This is a genomic window from Streptomyces saintjeani (assembly GCF_055409605.1).
Genome location: NZ_CP189624.1, coordinates 1,681,872 through 1,696,382 on the forward strand (window position 1 = coordinate 1,681,872; position 14,511 = coordinate 1,696,382).

The 14,511-nt window shown below is 72.0% G+C and carries 16 protein-coding genes; 8 read left to right on the plus strand and 8 right to left on the minus strand.

The window, feature by feature from the left end; genetic code table 11:
* Window positions 1–244: 244 nt before the first annotated feature.
* Window positions 245–637: an ankyrin repeat domain-containing protein gene (locus ACQCO7_RS07380; RefSeq protein ID WP_010357991.1), complete on the minus strand. Its 393-nt coding sequence runs from the start codon at window positions 635–637 to the stop codon at window positions 245–247.
* Window positions 638–909: 272 nt separating this feature from the next.
* Between ACQCO7_RS07380 and ACQCO7_RS07385 the strand changes: the two genes are divergently transcribed.
* Together ACQCO7_RS07385 and ACQCO7_RS07390 are read left to right on the plus strand one after the other, a co-directional pair.
* Window positions 910–1,104: a hypothetical protein gene (locus ACQCO7_RS07385; protein ID WP_010357990.1), complete on the plus strand. Its 195-nt coding sequence runs from the start codon at window positions 910–912 to the stop codon at window positions 1,102–1,104.
* A 34-nt stretch (window positions 1,105–1,138) separates the two neighbouring features.
* Window positions 1,139–2,701: a P-loop NTPase family protein gene (locus ACQCO7_RS07390; protein WP_464071061.1), complete on the plus strand. Its 1,563-nt coding sequence runs from the start codon at window positions 1,139–1,141 to the stop codon at window positions 2,699–2,701.
* Window positions 2,702–2,766: 65 nt separating this feature from the next.
* Here ACQCO7_RS07390 and ACQCO7_RS07395 read toward each other — a convergent pair whose 3' ends face one another.
* Window positions 2,767–4,266, minus strand: coding sequence for an SCO1417 family PLP biosynthesis transcription factor (locus ACQCO7_RS07395; protein WP_464071062.1), 1,500 nt, complete (start codon window positions 4,264–4,266; stop codon window positions 2,767–2,769).
* Window positions 4,267–4,365: 99 nt separating this feature from the next.
* On the opposite strand from ACQCO7_RS07395, the gene yczE reads away from it, so the two are divergent.
* The 4 genes from yczE to ACQCO7_RS07415 all read left to right on the plus strand — a co-directional run bounded on the left by yczE (window position 4,366) and on the right by ACQCO7_RS07415 (window position 7,812).
* Window positions 4,366–5,028, plus strand: a complete 663-nt coding sequence (gene yczE / locus ACQCO7_RS07400; protein WP_464071063.1) for a membrane protein YczE — start codon at window positions 4,366–4,368, stop codon at window positions 5,026–5,028.
* Window positions 5,025–5,792 (plus strand): glycerophosphodiester phosphodiesterase, encoded by a 768-nt coding sequence (locus tag ACQCO7_RS07405; RefSeq protein WP_464071064.1) that lies wholly within the window; start codon window positions 5,025–5,027, stop codon window positions 5,790–5,792. The genes yczE and ACQCO7_RS07405 overlap by 4 nt, the downstream gene beginning before the upstream one ends.
* Before the next feature lie 38 nt (window positions 5,793–5,830).
* On the plus strand, window positions 5,831–7,171 hold the full coding sequence (locus ACQCO7_RS07410) for an MFS transporter (RefSeq protein ID WP_464071065.1): 1,341 nt from the start codon (window positions 5,831–5,833) through the stop codon (window positions 7,169–7,171).
* A gap of 266 nt (window positions 7,172–7,437) precedes the next feature.
* Window positions 7,438–7,812, plus strand: a complete 375-nt coding sequence (locus ACQCO7_RS07415; RefSeq protein WP_010357981.1) for an RNA polymerase-binding protein RbpA — start codon at window positions 7,438–7,440, stop codon at window positions 7,810–7,812.
* 244 nt (window positions 7,813–8,056) lie between these two features.
* Here ACQCO7_RS07415 and fxsA read toward each other — a convergent pair whose 3' ends face one another.
* The 4 genes from fxsA to ACQCO7_RS07435 form a co-directional block, all read right to left on the minus strand.
* Window positions 8,057–8,617, minus strand: coding sequence for an FxsA family membrane protein (fxsA, locus tag ACQCO7_RS07420; RefSeq protein WP_464071066.1), 561 nt, complete (start codon window positions 8,615–8,617; stop codon window positions 8,057–8,059).
* A 79-nt stretch (window positions 8,618–8,696) separates the two neighbouring features.
* Window positions 8,697–9,521 (minus strand): polyprenol monophosphomannose synthase, encoded by an 825-nt coding sequence (locus ACQCO7_RS07425; RefSeq protein WP_464071067.1) that lies wholly within the window; start codon window positions 9,519–9,521, stop codon window positions 8,697–8,699.
* A gap of 606 nt (window positions 9,522–10,127) precedes the next feature.
* The gene (locus ACQCO7_RS07430; RefSeq protein WP_464071068.1) at window positions 10,128–11,717 is read right to left on the minus strand and encodes an amidohydrolase; all 1,590 of its coding nucleotides are present in this window, start codon (window positions 11,715–11,717) and stop codon (window positions 10,128–10,130) included.
* 103 nt (window positions 11,718–11,820) lie between these two features.
* Window positions 11,821–12,261, minus strand: coding sequence for an Lrp/AsnC family transcriptional regulator (locus tag ACQCO7_RS07435; protein ID WP_010357977.1), 441 nt, complete (start codon window positions 12,259–12,261; stop codon window positions 11,821–11,823).
* A 265-nt stretch (window positions 12,262–12,526) separates the two neighbouring features.
* On the opposite strand from ACQCO7_RS07435, the gene ACQCO7_RS07440 reads away from it, so the two are divergent.
* Together ACQCO7_RS07440 and ACQCO7_RS07445 are read left to right on the plus strand one after the other, a co-directional pair.
* Entirely contained in the window at window positions 12,527–12,988 is a 462-nt protein-coding gene (locus ACQCO7_RS07440) for a hypothetical protein (RefSeq protein WP_464071069.1), read from the plus strand.
* Between the two features lie 165 nt (window positions 12,989–13,153).
* Window positions 13,154–13,405, plus strand: coding sequence for a hypothetical protein (locus ACQCO7_RS07445; protein WP_464071070.1), 252 nt, complete (start codon window positions 13,154–13,156; stop codon window positions 13,403–13,405).
* A gap of 160 nt (window positions 13,406–13,565) precedes the next feature.
* On the opposite strand, the gene ACQCO7_RS07450 is transcribed toward ACQCO7_RS07445, so the two are convergent.
* The gene (locus ACQCO7_RS07450; RefSeq protein ID WP_464071071.1) at window positions 13,566–14,228 is read right to left on the minus strand and encodes a TetR/AcrR family transcriptional regulator; all 663 of its coding nucleotides are present in this window, start codon (window positions 14,226–14,228) and stop codon (window positions 13,566–13,568) included.
* Between the two features lie 106 nt (window positions 14,229–14,334).
* A complete protein-coding gene (locus tag ACQCO7_RS07455) occupies window positions 14,335–14,475 on the minus strand; it encodes an SCO1431 family membrane protein (protein ID WP_464071072.1) in 141 nt (46 codons plus the stop codon).
* Window positions 14,476–14,511 lie beyond the last annotated feature (36 nt).

Below are 14,511 nucleotides of genomic sequence, written 5' to 3' on the forward strand. Positions count from 1 at the left end.
TTGCTGTAGACCATCTTCCTCTGCCTCTCGTCGGTGGCCCATGCGGGCCGCATCACGGCCCACGCGGTGCGGCAACACCTGCCCAGCCATCATGTCCGTGAATCACGACGTCATGATGACCCGGCCGTTCTGCCTGCCGCGACCGAAATATCCGGCGGCCTTGTACCGCCTCCCCCGTTGCGGTCGATCCATCTGCCGAAAATCTGTTTATCACCTGGTGAACAGCCGCCCTCAGGGCCGTTGTTCACCCAACGCCGAACAGCTCCAGAAGCTCCGCGCGGCCGAACATGCGGGCGGTGTCGACGGCCGAGGGGGTGCCCTCGGCGGGGTCGGCACCGGCCGCCAGGAGGACCCGTACGACCTCCGTCTCACCCTTGAACGCGGCCCCCGCGAGCGGGGTCTGGCCACGGTCGTTGACGTCCCCCGCGGGCGCGCCGCGGTCCAGGAGGGCCCGGACGGCGTCGGCGTGGCCGTGGTAGGCGGCGAGCATCACGAGGGAGTCGCCGCGGTCGTTGGTGAGGTTGGCCGGAACGCCCGCGTCCACGTACGCCACGAGCGCCTCGGTCCGACCCTGCCGGGCCAGATCGAAGATCTTGGTCGCCAGCTCCACGACCTCGGGGTCGGGGGCTTCAGCCATCGGTTCGGACCGCCTCTCGGATGTCGGCGCTGTGCCGTACGGGTGAATCGACAGGGTACTGGCTCGTCGCGCACATGGGCGGCACCCGCTGAGGCAAAGATCACGAACAGGACCGTTCGAGGCAATCATCCACTTCAGGTGACGCAAGTCGGGTTACCCCGAACGGGGGAAATTCTCACCAATTCACCCTTTTGCACCTTTTATCGTATAGATACATCCTGTGAGCCTGGAAGTACTCATGGTGACTGTCCCCCCTAGCCAGGAGAACTCAAATGATCCTGTCCATCTCAGGCGTGGTCCTGCTCGGCATCATCGTCTTCCTGTTCTTCAAGAAGGACGGGCTCAAGGCGTCCCACGCGCTGGTGGCCGCGCTCTTCGGCTTCTACATGGCCTCCACCGCCATCGCCCCCAGCATCAAGGCCGGCGGCGAGAGCCTCGCGAGCCTGCTCGGCGGCATCAAGTTCTGACCACCCGTCCCGTACCCACCTCCAGGAGACAGCAGTGGCCCGGCGCCCCCTCCCCCGCATTCTGAGCACAGGCAGCGCACAGATCGCCCGGAGCCGGGAGCTGGCCCGGACGGCGGCCGACAGCGCCACCGACGTCCTCCACCCGCTGATCACGATCTCGCGCGGGCTGCGCCGGCTGGCCTCGGCCGGGCGGCGCAGATGGACCGAGACCCCCAAGGACAAGCGCGGGCCGCTGCTGTTCCTGGTGGCCTCGGTGGTCCTGGTCGTGGCGTTCGTGCCGTACGGGCCGCTGCTCGCCGTCGTCACGCTGATGGCGGCGGCGGCCTGGCAGGGCCGGGACCGCACCCCACCGGCCCCGGAAGGCCCCGACGAGGCCCAGACGGCCCGCCTCGGCTCCCTGTACGAGGCCCTCGTCCCGTACTTCTCCACTGCCGAGGACCCCGCCCCCCTGTACGCCCACGGCGGCGACTGGGAGAAGGCGTTCCCGGCGTACGACTTCGACGACTCCGGGCGCGTCGCGCGCCTGCGCATCCGCTACCCGGCGTACTTCCCGGACGGCGAGCCGCAGGCACGCGCACGCGTGGAGCAGCTCCTGTCCGCCAAGGCCGGCCGGGGCCGCGAGTACCTCTTCGCCTGGGACGAGGAGGGCAACGAACTCGGCGTCGACGTCCTCGACCCGCTCCCCACCGACCTAGCCGCCCAGCGCTTCGTCACCGCCCCCGGCGAGACGGTCCTCGGCTTCACCGACCCCTCCCACACCCAGCGCACGCTCCCCCTCACCCACGGCGAGGAGCGGCGCGACGTCCCGCCGGTCGTCTGGCGCACCGGCATCCGCTCCACCGAGCCCCACCTGCTGGCCGTCGGCCAGCCCGGCACCGGCACCTCCACCCTGCTGCGCTCCATCGCCCTCCAGGCCCTGCGGTACGGCGACGTCCTCATCGTCGACGGCGGCGGCACCGGCGAGTACGCGTGCCTGACCGGCCGCGACGGAGTCCTCGGCATCGAGGTCGGGCTCGCCGGGGCGCTCACCGCCCTGGAGTGGGCGGCGCGGGAGACGGAACGGCGGCTGATCGCCGCGAACCGTGCCCGGCAGGAGGGCCACCCCCCGCCCGAGGACACCAAGCGCCCCCTGTGGCTCCTCCTGGACCGCCCGACCGCCTTCACCCACCTGGCGGCAGCCGATGGCCAGAAGGACCCCCAGACCCACCTCCAGACACCCCTCAGGCACGGCCGCGCCGCCCAGGTGACCGTGGTCGTGACGGAACAGTTCGACGCGCTCGACGCCCTGGGCGACGCCGTACGGCAGCACACGCGCGCACGGGTGGTGCTCGGCCCGGCCTCCCCCCACCAGCTGGCGGCCGTCCTCGGCGCACCCCCGCACACCACCCCCGTCGACCACATGCCCCCGGGCCGCGGCTACGCCCGTCTCGGCACCGGCCCGGTCCACCGCCTCCAGGTCCCGGCGACCCCGGACCCGTACGACGACGCCACCAGCGACGCCGACCGGCAGGCGGTCCTGGACCTTCTGCCCCCGCGCAGCGCACCGCTGGACGAGGACACGGTGTCGGTGGAGACGGTGCCACTGGAGAAGGCGTGACACTCCAGGGCTGAGAGGTAAGGGGCGTTCTCCAAGGAGAGCGCCCCTTACGTCATCCCCTCATGTCACGCCACGAACGTCCGAGGCGCCTCCCCGCCCCCCGACCGCCCGCTCTCCACCAGCCGAGCCGCCGCGGCGAGCCGCGCCACCGCCTCGTCCGCCACCGCACCCCCCACGGTGAACGGCAGCCGCACATACCCCTCGAACGCCCCGTCCACCCCGAACCGCGGCCCGGACGGCACACGCACCCCGACCCGCTCCCCCGCCTCGGCGACCCGCGACCCGGACAGCCCCCCGGTGCGCACCCACAGGGTCAGCCCGCCCCGGGGCACCGAGAACTCCCAGCCGGGCAGCTCGGCGCGCAGGGCACCGACGAGGGCGTCGCGGTTCTCACGGGCCTGGATGCGCCGCAGTTCGACGGCCTGCGCCCAGCCGCCGGTGGAGAAGAGCCAGTTGACGGCGAGCTGCTCCAGGACCGGCGTACCGAGGTCCGCGTACGCGCGCGCGGCGACGAGGCTGCGGATGACGTCGGGGGCGGCGCGCACCCAGCCGATGCGCATCCCGGCCCAGAACGCCTTGCTGGCCGAGCCGACGGTGATCACGGTGGACCCGGCGGGGTCGAACCCGCAGACGGGGCGCGGCATCGAGACGTCCTCGTCGAGCCACAGCTCGGTCATCGTCTCGTCGGCCACCAGCACCGTCCCTGCGGACCGGGCCGCCTCCACGAGCCGGCGCCGCTGGTCGTCGTCGGCGAGCGCGCCGGTCGGGTTGTGGAAGTCGGCGACCACGTAGGCGATGCGCGGCGCGGCCTCCCTGAGCACCTGCCGCCAGCGGTCCATGTCCCACCCGGCGAGCCCCTCGGCCATCGCGACGGGCACCAGCCGCGCGCCCGCCTCCCGCATGAGCTGGAGGATGTTGGCGTACGACGGCGACTCGACGGCGATCCGCTCGCCGCGCCCGCCGAAGAGGTGGCAGATCGCGTCGATGGCGCCCATCGCGCCGGTCGTCACCATGATCTGCTCGGGCATGGTGGGGATCCCGCGCGCGGTGTACCGCTCGGCGATCATCGCGCGCAGGGCAGGCAGTCCGGCCGGGTAGTCGCCGTGCGTGTGCGCGTACGGCGGCAGCTCCTCCAGGGCGCCCTGGACGGCCCGGGTGAGCCACGGTTCGGGCGCGGGCAGGGCCGCGCAGCCCAGGTCGATCATCGACCCGAGGTCCTCGGGGGCGAGCGGTTCGAGCCCGCGCGCGGGCAGGGGGTTGCCGGCGGGCACGACGGTCCAGCTGCCCGCCCCGCGCCGCGACTCCAGGAACCCCTCCGCGCGCAGCGCCTCGTAGGCCGCCGCGACGGTCGTACGGCTCACGGACAGCGCGAGGGCCAGTTCGCGTTCGGCGGGCAGGCGCGCGGCGACCGGGACGCGGCCCTCCAGGACGAGGAGGCGTACGCCGTCGGCGAGCGCCCGGTAGGCGGGCGGGCGGCGGGTGCCGGGCCCGGCCGGGCGCTCCTGCTGGGACGTCAGCAGCCGTGCGAGCTGCGCGGGCCCCACCGCCGAGGTCCACTGCGCCATAAAGATCAGTCCACCTTCCCCGAATTGGCCATGGAAGCACTGTCCTTCCCGCCCACAGAGTGACACGCACCGGTCCACTTCCACTACCAGGGGGTCCCCTTGTCCGCCTCACCCGGGCGCCACCGTCTAGGACGCCGCCTCGTCCAGCTCTACGTCGGTCTCGCGCTGTACGGCGTCAGCTCGGCGCTCCTGGTGCGCGCGGGGCTCGGTCTGGAGCCCTGGGGCGTGCTCCACCAGGGCCTCGCGGAGCTGATCGGCCTGACGATCGGCGAGGTGGCCATCGTCGTGGGCGCGCTGGTGCTGCTGCTGTGGATCCCGCTGCGCCAGCGCCCGGGACTCGGCACGGTCTCCAACGTCTTCGCGATCGGCCTCGCGATGGACGCCACCCTCGCGCTCGTCCCGGACGCGCACGGCCTCGCCGTACGCATCCCGCTGATGGTCGGGGCGATCGCCCTGAACGGTGTGGCGACCGGGCTGTACATCGCGGCGGCGTTCGGTCCCGGACCCCGGGACGGGCTGATGACGGGGCTGCACCGGCGTACGGGCCGGTCGATCCGGCTGATGCGGACGGCGGTCGAGGTGACCGTGGTGGCGACCGGGTTCGCGCTGGGCGGGACGCTCGGGGCCGGGACGGTGCTGTACGCGCTGGCGATCGGGCCGCTGGCGCAGGTGTTCCTGAAGGTGTTCGCCGTCGGGCAGGCACCGCGCGGCAGCGCGGCCGTTGCCACCGGGACACCGGAGGGGGCCATACTGCCGCGGTGACCACGCCGATACGCCACCCGTACCTCGACCACCCGGGGCCCATCCCGTTCGCGCACCGCGGCGGGGCTGCGGACGGCCTGGAGAACACCGTGGCGCAGTTCCGGCGCGCGGTGGAGCTGGGCTACCGGTACATCGAGACGGACGTGCACGCCACGCGCGACGGCAAGCTGGTCGCCTTCCACGACTCCACGCTCGACCGGGTCACCGACGGCGCCGGACGGATCGCCGACCTACCGTGGAAGGACGTCGCACGCGCGCGCGTGGGCGACCGGGAACCCGTACCGCTCTTCGAGGAACTGCTGGAGACGTTCCCGGAGGTCCGCTGGAACGTCGACATCAAGGCCGAGCCCGCGATGCACCCGCTGCTCAACCTGATCGCCCGCGCGAACGCCTGGGACCGCGTCTGCGTCGGCTCCTTCTCGGAGGCCCGCGTGATCCGCGCCCAGCGCCTGGCGGGCCCGCGCCTGGCGACGTCGTACGGCACCCGTGGCGTGCTGAACCTGCGGCTGCGGTCCTGGGGCGTGCCCGCGGCCCTGCGGCGCTCGGCGGTCGCCGCGCAGGTGCCGGAGGCGCAGTCGGGCATCCAGGTGGTGGACCGGCGCTTCGTCCGCCTCGCGCACGCGCGCGGCCTCCAGGTCCACGTGTGGACGGTGAACGAACCCGCGCGCATGCACCGGCTTCTGGACCTCGGCGTGGATGGCATCATGACCGATCACATCGACACGCTGCGCGCGGTCATGGAGGAGCGGGGCGTCTGGGTCTGAGCCCCCGCGCGGCGGTCCGACGGGGAAGCGAGGCACGGGTGGGGAGCACCGGCACCCTGGTGGCCGACACCACGGACCGGCGGCGCGAGCAGCGCGGCTGGTACTTCTACGACTGGGCGTGCTCGGTCTACTCGACGAGCGTCCTCACGGTGTTCCTGGGCCCCTATCTGACGTCGGTCGCGGAGCGGGCCGCCGACGCCGACGGGTACGTCCGTCCGCTGGGCGTGCCCGTGCGCGCGGGGTCGTTCTTCGCGTACTCGGTGTCCCTGTCGGTGATCGTGGCCGTGGTCCTGATGCCGCTGGTGGGCGCGGCGGCCGACCGCTCGGGCCGCAAGAAGCCGCTCCTCGGGATCACGGCGTACATCGGGGCGGCGGCCACGCTGGGGATGTTCTTCCTGGACGGCGACCGCTATCTGCTGGGCGGACTGCTGCTGATCGTCGCGAACGCCTCCCAGGCCGTGTCGATGATGCTCTACAACGCCTACCTGCCCCAGATCGCCGGCCCCGAGGAACGCGACGCGGTCTCCTCGCGCGGGTGGGCGTTCGGGTACGCGGCCGGGTCGATCGTCCTGGTCGTCGACCTGGTGCTGTACCTGGCGCACGACTCGTTCGGGGTGTCCGAGTCGACGGCCGTACGGATCTGTCTCGCCTCGGCGGGCCTGTGGTGGGGCGGGTTCACGCTGATCCCCCTGCTGCGGCTGCGCGACCGGCCGTCGGCCTCGCGCGCGGGCGCGTCCGCGCCGGGCCTGAGGCAGTTCGCGGCGACGATCCGCGACATGCGCCGCCACCGGCTGACCCTCGCCTTCCTGCTGGCCTACCTGGTCTACAACGACGGCATCCAGACGGTGATCTCCCAGGCGTCCGTGTACGGCTCCGAGGAGCTGGGCCTGAGCCAGTCCACGCTCATCGGGGCCGTCCTGCTGGTGCAGGTGCTCGCGGTCGCGGGCGCCCTCGGGATGGGCCGGCTCGCCTGGACGTACGGCGCCAAGCGGACGATTCTCGGCTCGCTGGTCGCCTGGACGCTCACCCTGGGCGCGGGCTACTTCCTGCCCGCCGGGAAACCCGTCGGATTCTTCCTGCTGGCCGCCGCCATCGGGATGGTTCTCGGCGGCAGCCAGGCCCTGTCCCGCTCGCTCTTCTCCCACCTGGTGCCGCCCGGGAAGGAGGCCGAGTACTTCTCCGCGTACGAGATGAGCGACCGCGGGATGAGCTGGCTGGGCCCGCTGCTCTTCGGCGTCACCTACCAACTGACCGGTAGCTACCGGGACGCGATCATCTCCCTCGTGGCCTTCTTCGCCATCGGGTTCGTGCTGCTCGCGAGGGTCCCCGTGGGGCGGGCGATCCGCGACGCGGGGAATCCCGTACCCGAGAAGATTTAGCGCTCAGGGCGAAAGGGCGGTAGTGTACGCGTTTGGCCTGCCAGGCGTACCGTTACTGCGCGTCAAAGATGCCGAAACGCTGGGTTCTATCTCTGAACAGATGTGACAAAGCGGGCGCTGGTGGGTATTGCACTGATTGAGAAGGCTGCGGCTACGACGGCGACGCATGACCCGGAACGGGAATCTTTACCGCCGACCGGACGTTGACCGGATGACGACGACAGCGACACCTGTCCTGTGGGCGACAAGCCCGGGAGGCACGATTCATGAGTGAGCGAGCTCTTCGCGGCACGCGCCTCGTGGTGACCAGCTACGAGACGGACCGCGGCATCGACCTGGCCCCGCGCCAGGCCGTGGAGTACGCATGCGAGAAGGGGCACCGCTTCGAGATGCCCTTCTCGGTCGAGGCGGAGATCCCGCCGGAGTGGGAGTGCAAGGTCTGCGGAGCCCAGGCACTCCTCGTGGACGGTGATGGCCCTGAGGAGAAGAAGGCCAAGCCTGCGCGTACGCATTGGGACATGCTGATGGAGCGGCGCACCCGCGAGGAACTCGAAGAGGTTCTTGAGGAGCGTCTGGCTGTACTGCGGTCCGGGGCGATGAACCTTGCGGTGCATCCCCGCGACAGCCGTAAGTCGGCGTAGCTCTGCGAGGCTCGGGCCGACTTTTCAGCGTGCGTTAGTTTCGATGACCGCGGGCGCCGTACGTGAGGTTGCGTACGGCGCCCGCGGTCTTTCGGCTGCCTGTTTCGTTGTGGCGCCGGTTTCCCGGGGGCTGCGCCCCCAGACCCCGCTCCGGCCCTGAAAGGGCCTTGTCCTCAAACGCCGGACGGGCTGAAGAGTGCCGGCATCGGCAGCCTTCAGCCCGGGAGATGTACGCCGCGAGGGTTCAGTACGTCAGCGGCGGGCGCTCGTCCCTCGGGGTGTCCGGCCTCGTGCCGTCCTCCCTGATCACCTCGCCCTGGACCACCTTGCCGTCGGGGCGGTGGATGCGGGCCTGCTGGAAGGCGTCGCCCAGGGTGCCGGGAGTGGTCGCGCTCAGTCTGCGGGTCACTGTGCGTTCCGCGTAGGCCGAGAGGGCCTTCTGGACCGGGGGGATCAGCAGGAGGAGGCCCAGGGCGTCGGAGATCAGGCCGGGGAGCATCAGGAAAAGGCCGCCCAGCATCATGAAGCCGTTGCCGCCGCCGGTCTCCGAGGGGGAGCCGCCTCGCTGGAGGGCCTCGTTCAGGGCCCGGAAGGCCCTGCGGCCCGCGCGTTTGATGACCGCGGCGCCCAGGACGATCCCGGCCACCAGCAGCAGGAAGACGACGAAACCGCTCGCCGCCTTCGCCACCACGCTCAGCAGCCAGATCTCCAGCACCAGCCAGGCCGCGATCCCGAGCGGCAGGAACGTCCGCAGACGGGAGCGCGAGGGCCGGACGGGGGACGTGGGGGTCGATGCGCCAGTCATGCCTCCAGTGTGCCTGGAAGCGGCTCAGAGCGGCATAAGGGCAAGGATCAGCGCAAGCCGCCCACCCCCACGGCAGCGGTTACCGCTGCTGCCCCTCCACCCGGCGCGCGGGCGCCGACTTGCCGCCCTTGCCGGTGATCTTGCCGACCCGCTCCGACGCGCCCCACGCCGTGACCCGCCACAGCGCCTCGACCATGATGTCCCGGCTCATCTTCGAGTCACCGAGTTCGCGCTCGACGAACGTGATCGGGACCTCGACGACGTGGAACCCGGCCTTCACCGCGCGGCGGGCCAGGTCGACCTGGAAGCAGTAGCCCTGGGAGGCGACCTCGTCGAGGCCGAGCCCTTCGAGGGTCTCGCGGCGGAAGGCGCGGTAGCCGCCGGTGATGTCGCGCAGCGAGAGGTCGAGCGCGAGGCGGGAGTAGAAGCTGCCGCCGCGGGAGATGAACTCGCGGGACTTCGGCCAGTTCACCACCCGGCCGCCGGGGACCCAGCGGGAGCCGAGGACCAGGTCGGCGCTCTTCAGGGCGGTCAGCAGGCGGGGCAGCTCCTCGGGCTGGTGGGAGCCGTCCGCGTCCATCTCGACCAGGACGCCGTAGCCGTGCTCCATGCCCCAGCGGAAGCCCGCGAGGTAGGCGGCGCCGAGGCCCTCCTTGCCCTTGCGGTGCATCACGTGCACGTGGTCGTCCTCGGCCACCAGCTCGTCCGCGAGCTTTCCGGTGCCGTCGGGGCTGTTGTCGTCCGCCACGAGGATGTGGGCCTCGGGGACCGACTCGCGGACCCGGCCGACGATGCGCTTGATGTTCTCCGCCTCGTTGTAGGTCGGAATGATCACCAAGGTCTCGCCCAGCGGGCCGAACCGCTTGCCGCGGTCCTGTGCCGAGGTCCCGTCGCCGTCGTTCACCGCTACCCCTTCAAGTCGTACGCAGGGGACCACCATAGTGGCCGCTGTCTGCGGCGACATGCCGGATCATGCATACAGTGGTGTCGAATCCCCAAGAGTGGGGTAAGAGTGCACGCTCGCTCGCCCCGCTCCCCGACTTCGCGGTGTACGAGGGGGATGCGCGAGGTTAACTCTGCGGGTGGAGGCCCGGCGCCCTTCGGGCCGACCAGGGGCCCGCTGGCTGCGGGTCGACCGAAAGCCGTTGTCTACTGAACGCCGGGCCCCACCCGGGTCGCACCTCCCCGTTCGGCGGAACGTTCCGTCGCCGCTGTGCGAGCGCTGGGCCTGGCTCCCAGTGGCGGTGCCCTCGGCGGTGCACCGTCCCTGACCCAGTGGCGCCGCGGCGAGTCCCGGAGGTTCTCCGAAGGGGCGTCCGGCAGTGGACTCGGCCGAACCTACCGGTCCCCCGCCTCCCACTGTCAACACCCGCTCGACCTGCGCTTCTCTCCCCAACGCGCTGGTCAGAGGGGAGATGGCCACCGTGCGGGCAGCCCGCGCAGACGGGTGATCTTGGGGCAGGGAGGGGGCGGGGTCACCCGGGCGGGCGCACAGCCGTACGGAGCCCCCTCACCTCTCGAACACCGTCCGGCCCCCGACCACCGTCCGCAGGCAGACCGGCAGGTCCCGGCCCGGGGTCAGGTCCGGGAGGCCCGGGGTTCCTGAGCGGGGGTCCGTCGACCAGCGGGCCACGCGGTCGTCGGGGGCCTGGACGATCAGTTCGCCGGTGTGCCAGACGGCGTAGTCGGCGGGGGCGCCCGGGACGAGGGTGCCCGCGTCGTCGCGGCCCGTGGCGCGCCAGCCGCCCCGCGTGTGGGCGGTGAAGGCGGCGCGGACGGAGACGCGGTGGGCGGGGGTGTGGTGGAAGGCGGCGGCGCGGACGGTGCCCCAGGGGTCGAGGGGGGTGACCGGGGAGTCGGAGCCGAAGGCCAGGGGGACGCCGGCGCGCAGGAGCGCGGCGAAGGGGTTGAGGGTACGGGCCCGCTCGGCGCCCAGGCGTTGCGCGTACATGCCGTCCTCGCCTCCCCACAGGGCGTCGAAGGCGGGCTGGACAGACGCCGTCAGGCCCAGCTCCGCGAACGCGGTGATCGTGTCCGGCGTGAGCATCTCCACGTGCTCGACCCGGTGCCGGGCGGCGCGGACGCGGGCGAGGCCGATCTTCTCGGCGGCCGTGCGGAACCCCTCGACGACGGCGGTGACGGCGGCGTCGCCGATCGCGTGGAAGCCCGCCTGGAGCCCCGCCTCGGTGCAGGCGACGACGTGCGCGGCGACGGCGCCCGTGTCCAGGTAGGCGAGGCCGGTGCCGGCGTCGTCGGCGTACGGCTGGTGCAGGCAGGCCGTGTGGGAGCCGAGGGCGCCGTCGACGAAGAGGTCACCGGCCGCGCCGGCCGCGCCGAGTTCGCGGGCCTTGGCGACGTCCCGCTCGGCCCAGTAGCCGACGACGCGGGGCCCGGCGGACTCCCCGGCGAGCTTCAGCAGGCCCGTGAAGTCGTCCTCGGAGGAGATCTCGGGGCCGGCGCACTCGTGGACGGAGCCGATGCCGAGGGACGCCGCGTGCGCGAGGGCGGTGCGCTGGGCCTCGGTGCGCCGGTCCGGCGTCACGGCCGCGAACGCCGCCGCGCGGACCGCGTGGTGCGCGTCGGCGGTGAGGGGGCCCTCGGGGCGGCCCAGGGTCGTGAGGTCGAGGAGCGCGGTCGTGGCGACGGCCGAGTGGACGTCGATGCGGGACAGGTACAGGGGCCGTCCGCCGGTCGCCTCGTCCAGCTCCGTACGCGTGGGCGGGCGTCCGCCGGGCCAGCGGGAGGCGTCCCAGCCGTGTCCGAGGAGGACCTTGTCGGCGGGGCGGGCCTCGGCGAACGCGCGTACGCGTGCGAGGGCGTCGGCCAGGGAGGGCGCGTCGGAGAGGTCCAGGCCGGTCAGGGCGAGGCCGGTGGAGGTGGTGTGCACGTGGGCGTCGGTGAACGCGGGGGTGACGAGCCCGCCGTCCAGGTCGACCACCTCGTCGACCCCGTCCGCGAACGCGTCCGCCGCGCCCTCCGAGCCGACCCAGGCGACCTGCCCGCGTTCGACGACCATCGCGGTCGCGAACGGGTCGGCGGGGCTGTGGACCTCTCCTCGGCGGAGCAGGACGGTCTTGGGGTCGGGGGTGCGCTCACTCATGGGGACAGTGTCCCGCCCGGCACTGACAACGCGGCACGCAGGGGGCGGACCGAAGACCCGCGGCCTGTACGACGATCAGCTCATGTACCGAGCTGGTGCGCCCTCAGATCCGCGGCGGCCGGGCCTCGTACGGCGTCGACAGCACCACCGTCGTCCGCGTCGACACCCCCGCCAGCGCCCGCAGCCTCCCGAGCAGCTCCTCCAGCTCGTGCGGCGTGGCCACCCGGACCTTCAGGATGTAGTTCTCGTCCCCCGCGACGCTGTGGCACGCCTCGATCTCGGGCACGCCGGAGAGCCGGTCGGCGATGTCGTCGGGGGCGCTGGGGTCGAAGGGTTTGACCGAGATGAAGGCGGTCATGGGCAGCCCGACGGCCTCGGGGTCGACGACGGCCGCGTACCCGCGGATCACGCCCCGCTGCTCCAGCCGCCGCACCCGCTGGTGCACGGCAGACGTGGACAGGCCCGTGGCCTTGCCCAGGTCGGTGTAGCTCATCCGCCCGTCCTTGACGAGCAGCTGCACGATCTGTCGGTCCAGCTCCTCCATGGCGCTGAACCTACAGGGCCCTTGAACTCTTCGTATACCTATACGGCGCAGGTCATAGCCGGTTCGTGATGTACGGGCGGGGCGGCGGGGGCCCCTGGGGCGGTGTCCGGCCGACCTGACATCTCCCGATGGCATGTGACGAAGGCCACACCGCTCGAACGCGCTCCGTGATGCTGCCGTGATTACCGCCGAGACGGACTGGGAAGTGCTTGCTGTGGTCGAGGCCGCAGCGCCTGAACGGCCCCAGCCCGAGGGGGAGAATCCCATGCAGAGTGCCAACCGCCCTGGTCGTACCGCGCCCAAGCGGCTCCAGCCCGTCGTCGAGCTCGTTCCGGAGGGTGTCGATCCGGACGAAGACGGTTACGGGGACGACGAGTTCGACGCGTACGACGACGCCGACCTGCTCCGAGTGGTCTGCCCGGACTGCACGCAGCCGATCGCCCTGCTCGCGGACCAGGAGGTGTTGCCGGAGCACGCGCTGTGCGCCTCGCCGTGGAACCCGTTCGGGCTCACGGTCTGCGCGGGGACCGGCCGCGCGGCGGCGGACGCCCGGTCCGCGGACGAGGTGTTGCAGGAGCGGACGCAGGACATCGCGCCGGTGCTGACGCTCCCACAGGGGCTCGACTGGCGTACCCAGCCGTTCTCGCACGTCGGTGGGCCCGGCTCGCGTCCGGTGTACCTGGTACGGCCCGCGCAGGTGTCGGCGACGGTCCGGCGCGCCGCCTGATCCCACCCCGCCGCAGCCTCTGGTTTCACCCCAACGCGCGGCGTTCTCAGGGGAGTTGACGGTTCGTCGCCGCCCCGGTCGCCGTACCCGGACCGGGGCACCTCACGAACTGACGCCCGACCGGCGCGGCCGTGACCTCCACGCGGCTCGCGGCGTTGCCAAAGTATGACTCCCACATATTCGACACCGGGCCGGCATCGGCAGCGGGTCGTCCTCGCGCCCTTCGAGTTCTTAGCGGCCGGTGTGGAGTCACCGCCGGACCCGCCCATCTACCTGGCGCTGATGCGGACTTGGGCCGACCGGGGCCGGACTCTGCCGGGGCACCACGATCCGGAGTGGAGCAGGCTGGCGGCGCCGCAGGTGCGGCCGGGGCAGTTCGGCGGGCTGCCGGGGGACGAGTTCCCGACGGGGCGGTAGGCGAGGGGTGTTCAGCGCACGGAGTATTCAACCGGCCTTCGGTACCCGGCCGTTGAACCCCCGACCCCCAACTCCCCGAACTACTGACCCCGTTGCCCCAACTCCCCGAACCACGGGTCCCGTTGCCCCAACTTCCCGCCCCGCGAGCACCGTTGCCCCCTCAGTCCTCCCGCTGGGCCTCTTTCGGCGCCGGGCAGGACGGGTCGAGTTCCTCGATCGCGCGGAACACCCCGCCCAGCGTCTTCACGAGCAACCCCCGCATGTCGTCGCGGGAAAGGGGACCGTCGTGGTCGATCCAGTCGAGTGCGGCGCCCTCGACGCTGCACACCCAGGACAGCAGCCCCATCCGGGCGACCGGCGCGATGTCGATGCGGCCGTACGCGCCCTCGGCGATGGTCGCGACGATCGCCTCGCGCACCCCGTCCCGGATGCCGTGCACCTCGGCGTCGAAGCCGACGCCGCCGCTGACGATCGTCCGGTAGGCGGCCTGGTTGTGCTCGGCGTAGCGCAGGTAGCTGTCGATCGTGCGGTGGACGCGGTCCACCTGGGGCAGTTCGATGCCGCTGGCGGCGAAGGTGACCAGGTCGGCGACGGAGTCCTGGATGATCGCCAGGTAGTAGCCGCGCTTGGACTGGAAGTAGTAGTAGATCAGCCCCTTGGCGACGTGCGCCTGACGCGCGATGTCGTCCATCGAGAGCGCGTCGTAGGACGTGTCGGCGAACAACTTCCGCCCGATGGAGATGAGTTCGGCGCGGCGCGCCAACGAGCGTTCGGTGCCGCGGGCCTTGGGACGGGCGGCGTCGCGCTGTGCACTGATGTTCAAGACTCGACCCTGGTCTCGGGCTGTGGCGGGACCACCGCAGTATGTCAGGTCAAGCGTGGGTCAGGTCACACCGGCCGACGCATCCGGCATACTCCAACGGCACGTGTCACAGGAGGCCCAGCTGGGTGACCAGCATCGCGACGACCGCGACGAGGACCCAGCCGAGGACGTGCTCGACGACCTTCGGGCCGTCCTCCCGGGGACCTCCGGTGCGGACCTGAGCGGCGGTGGCAGAGTTCGCTGTCATTCGTCCACCTTGCCATTGTTCAGGGCTTTTGCGGCC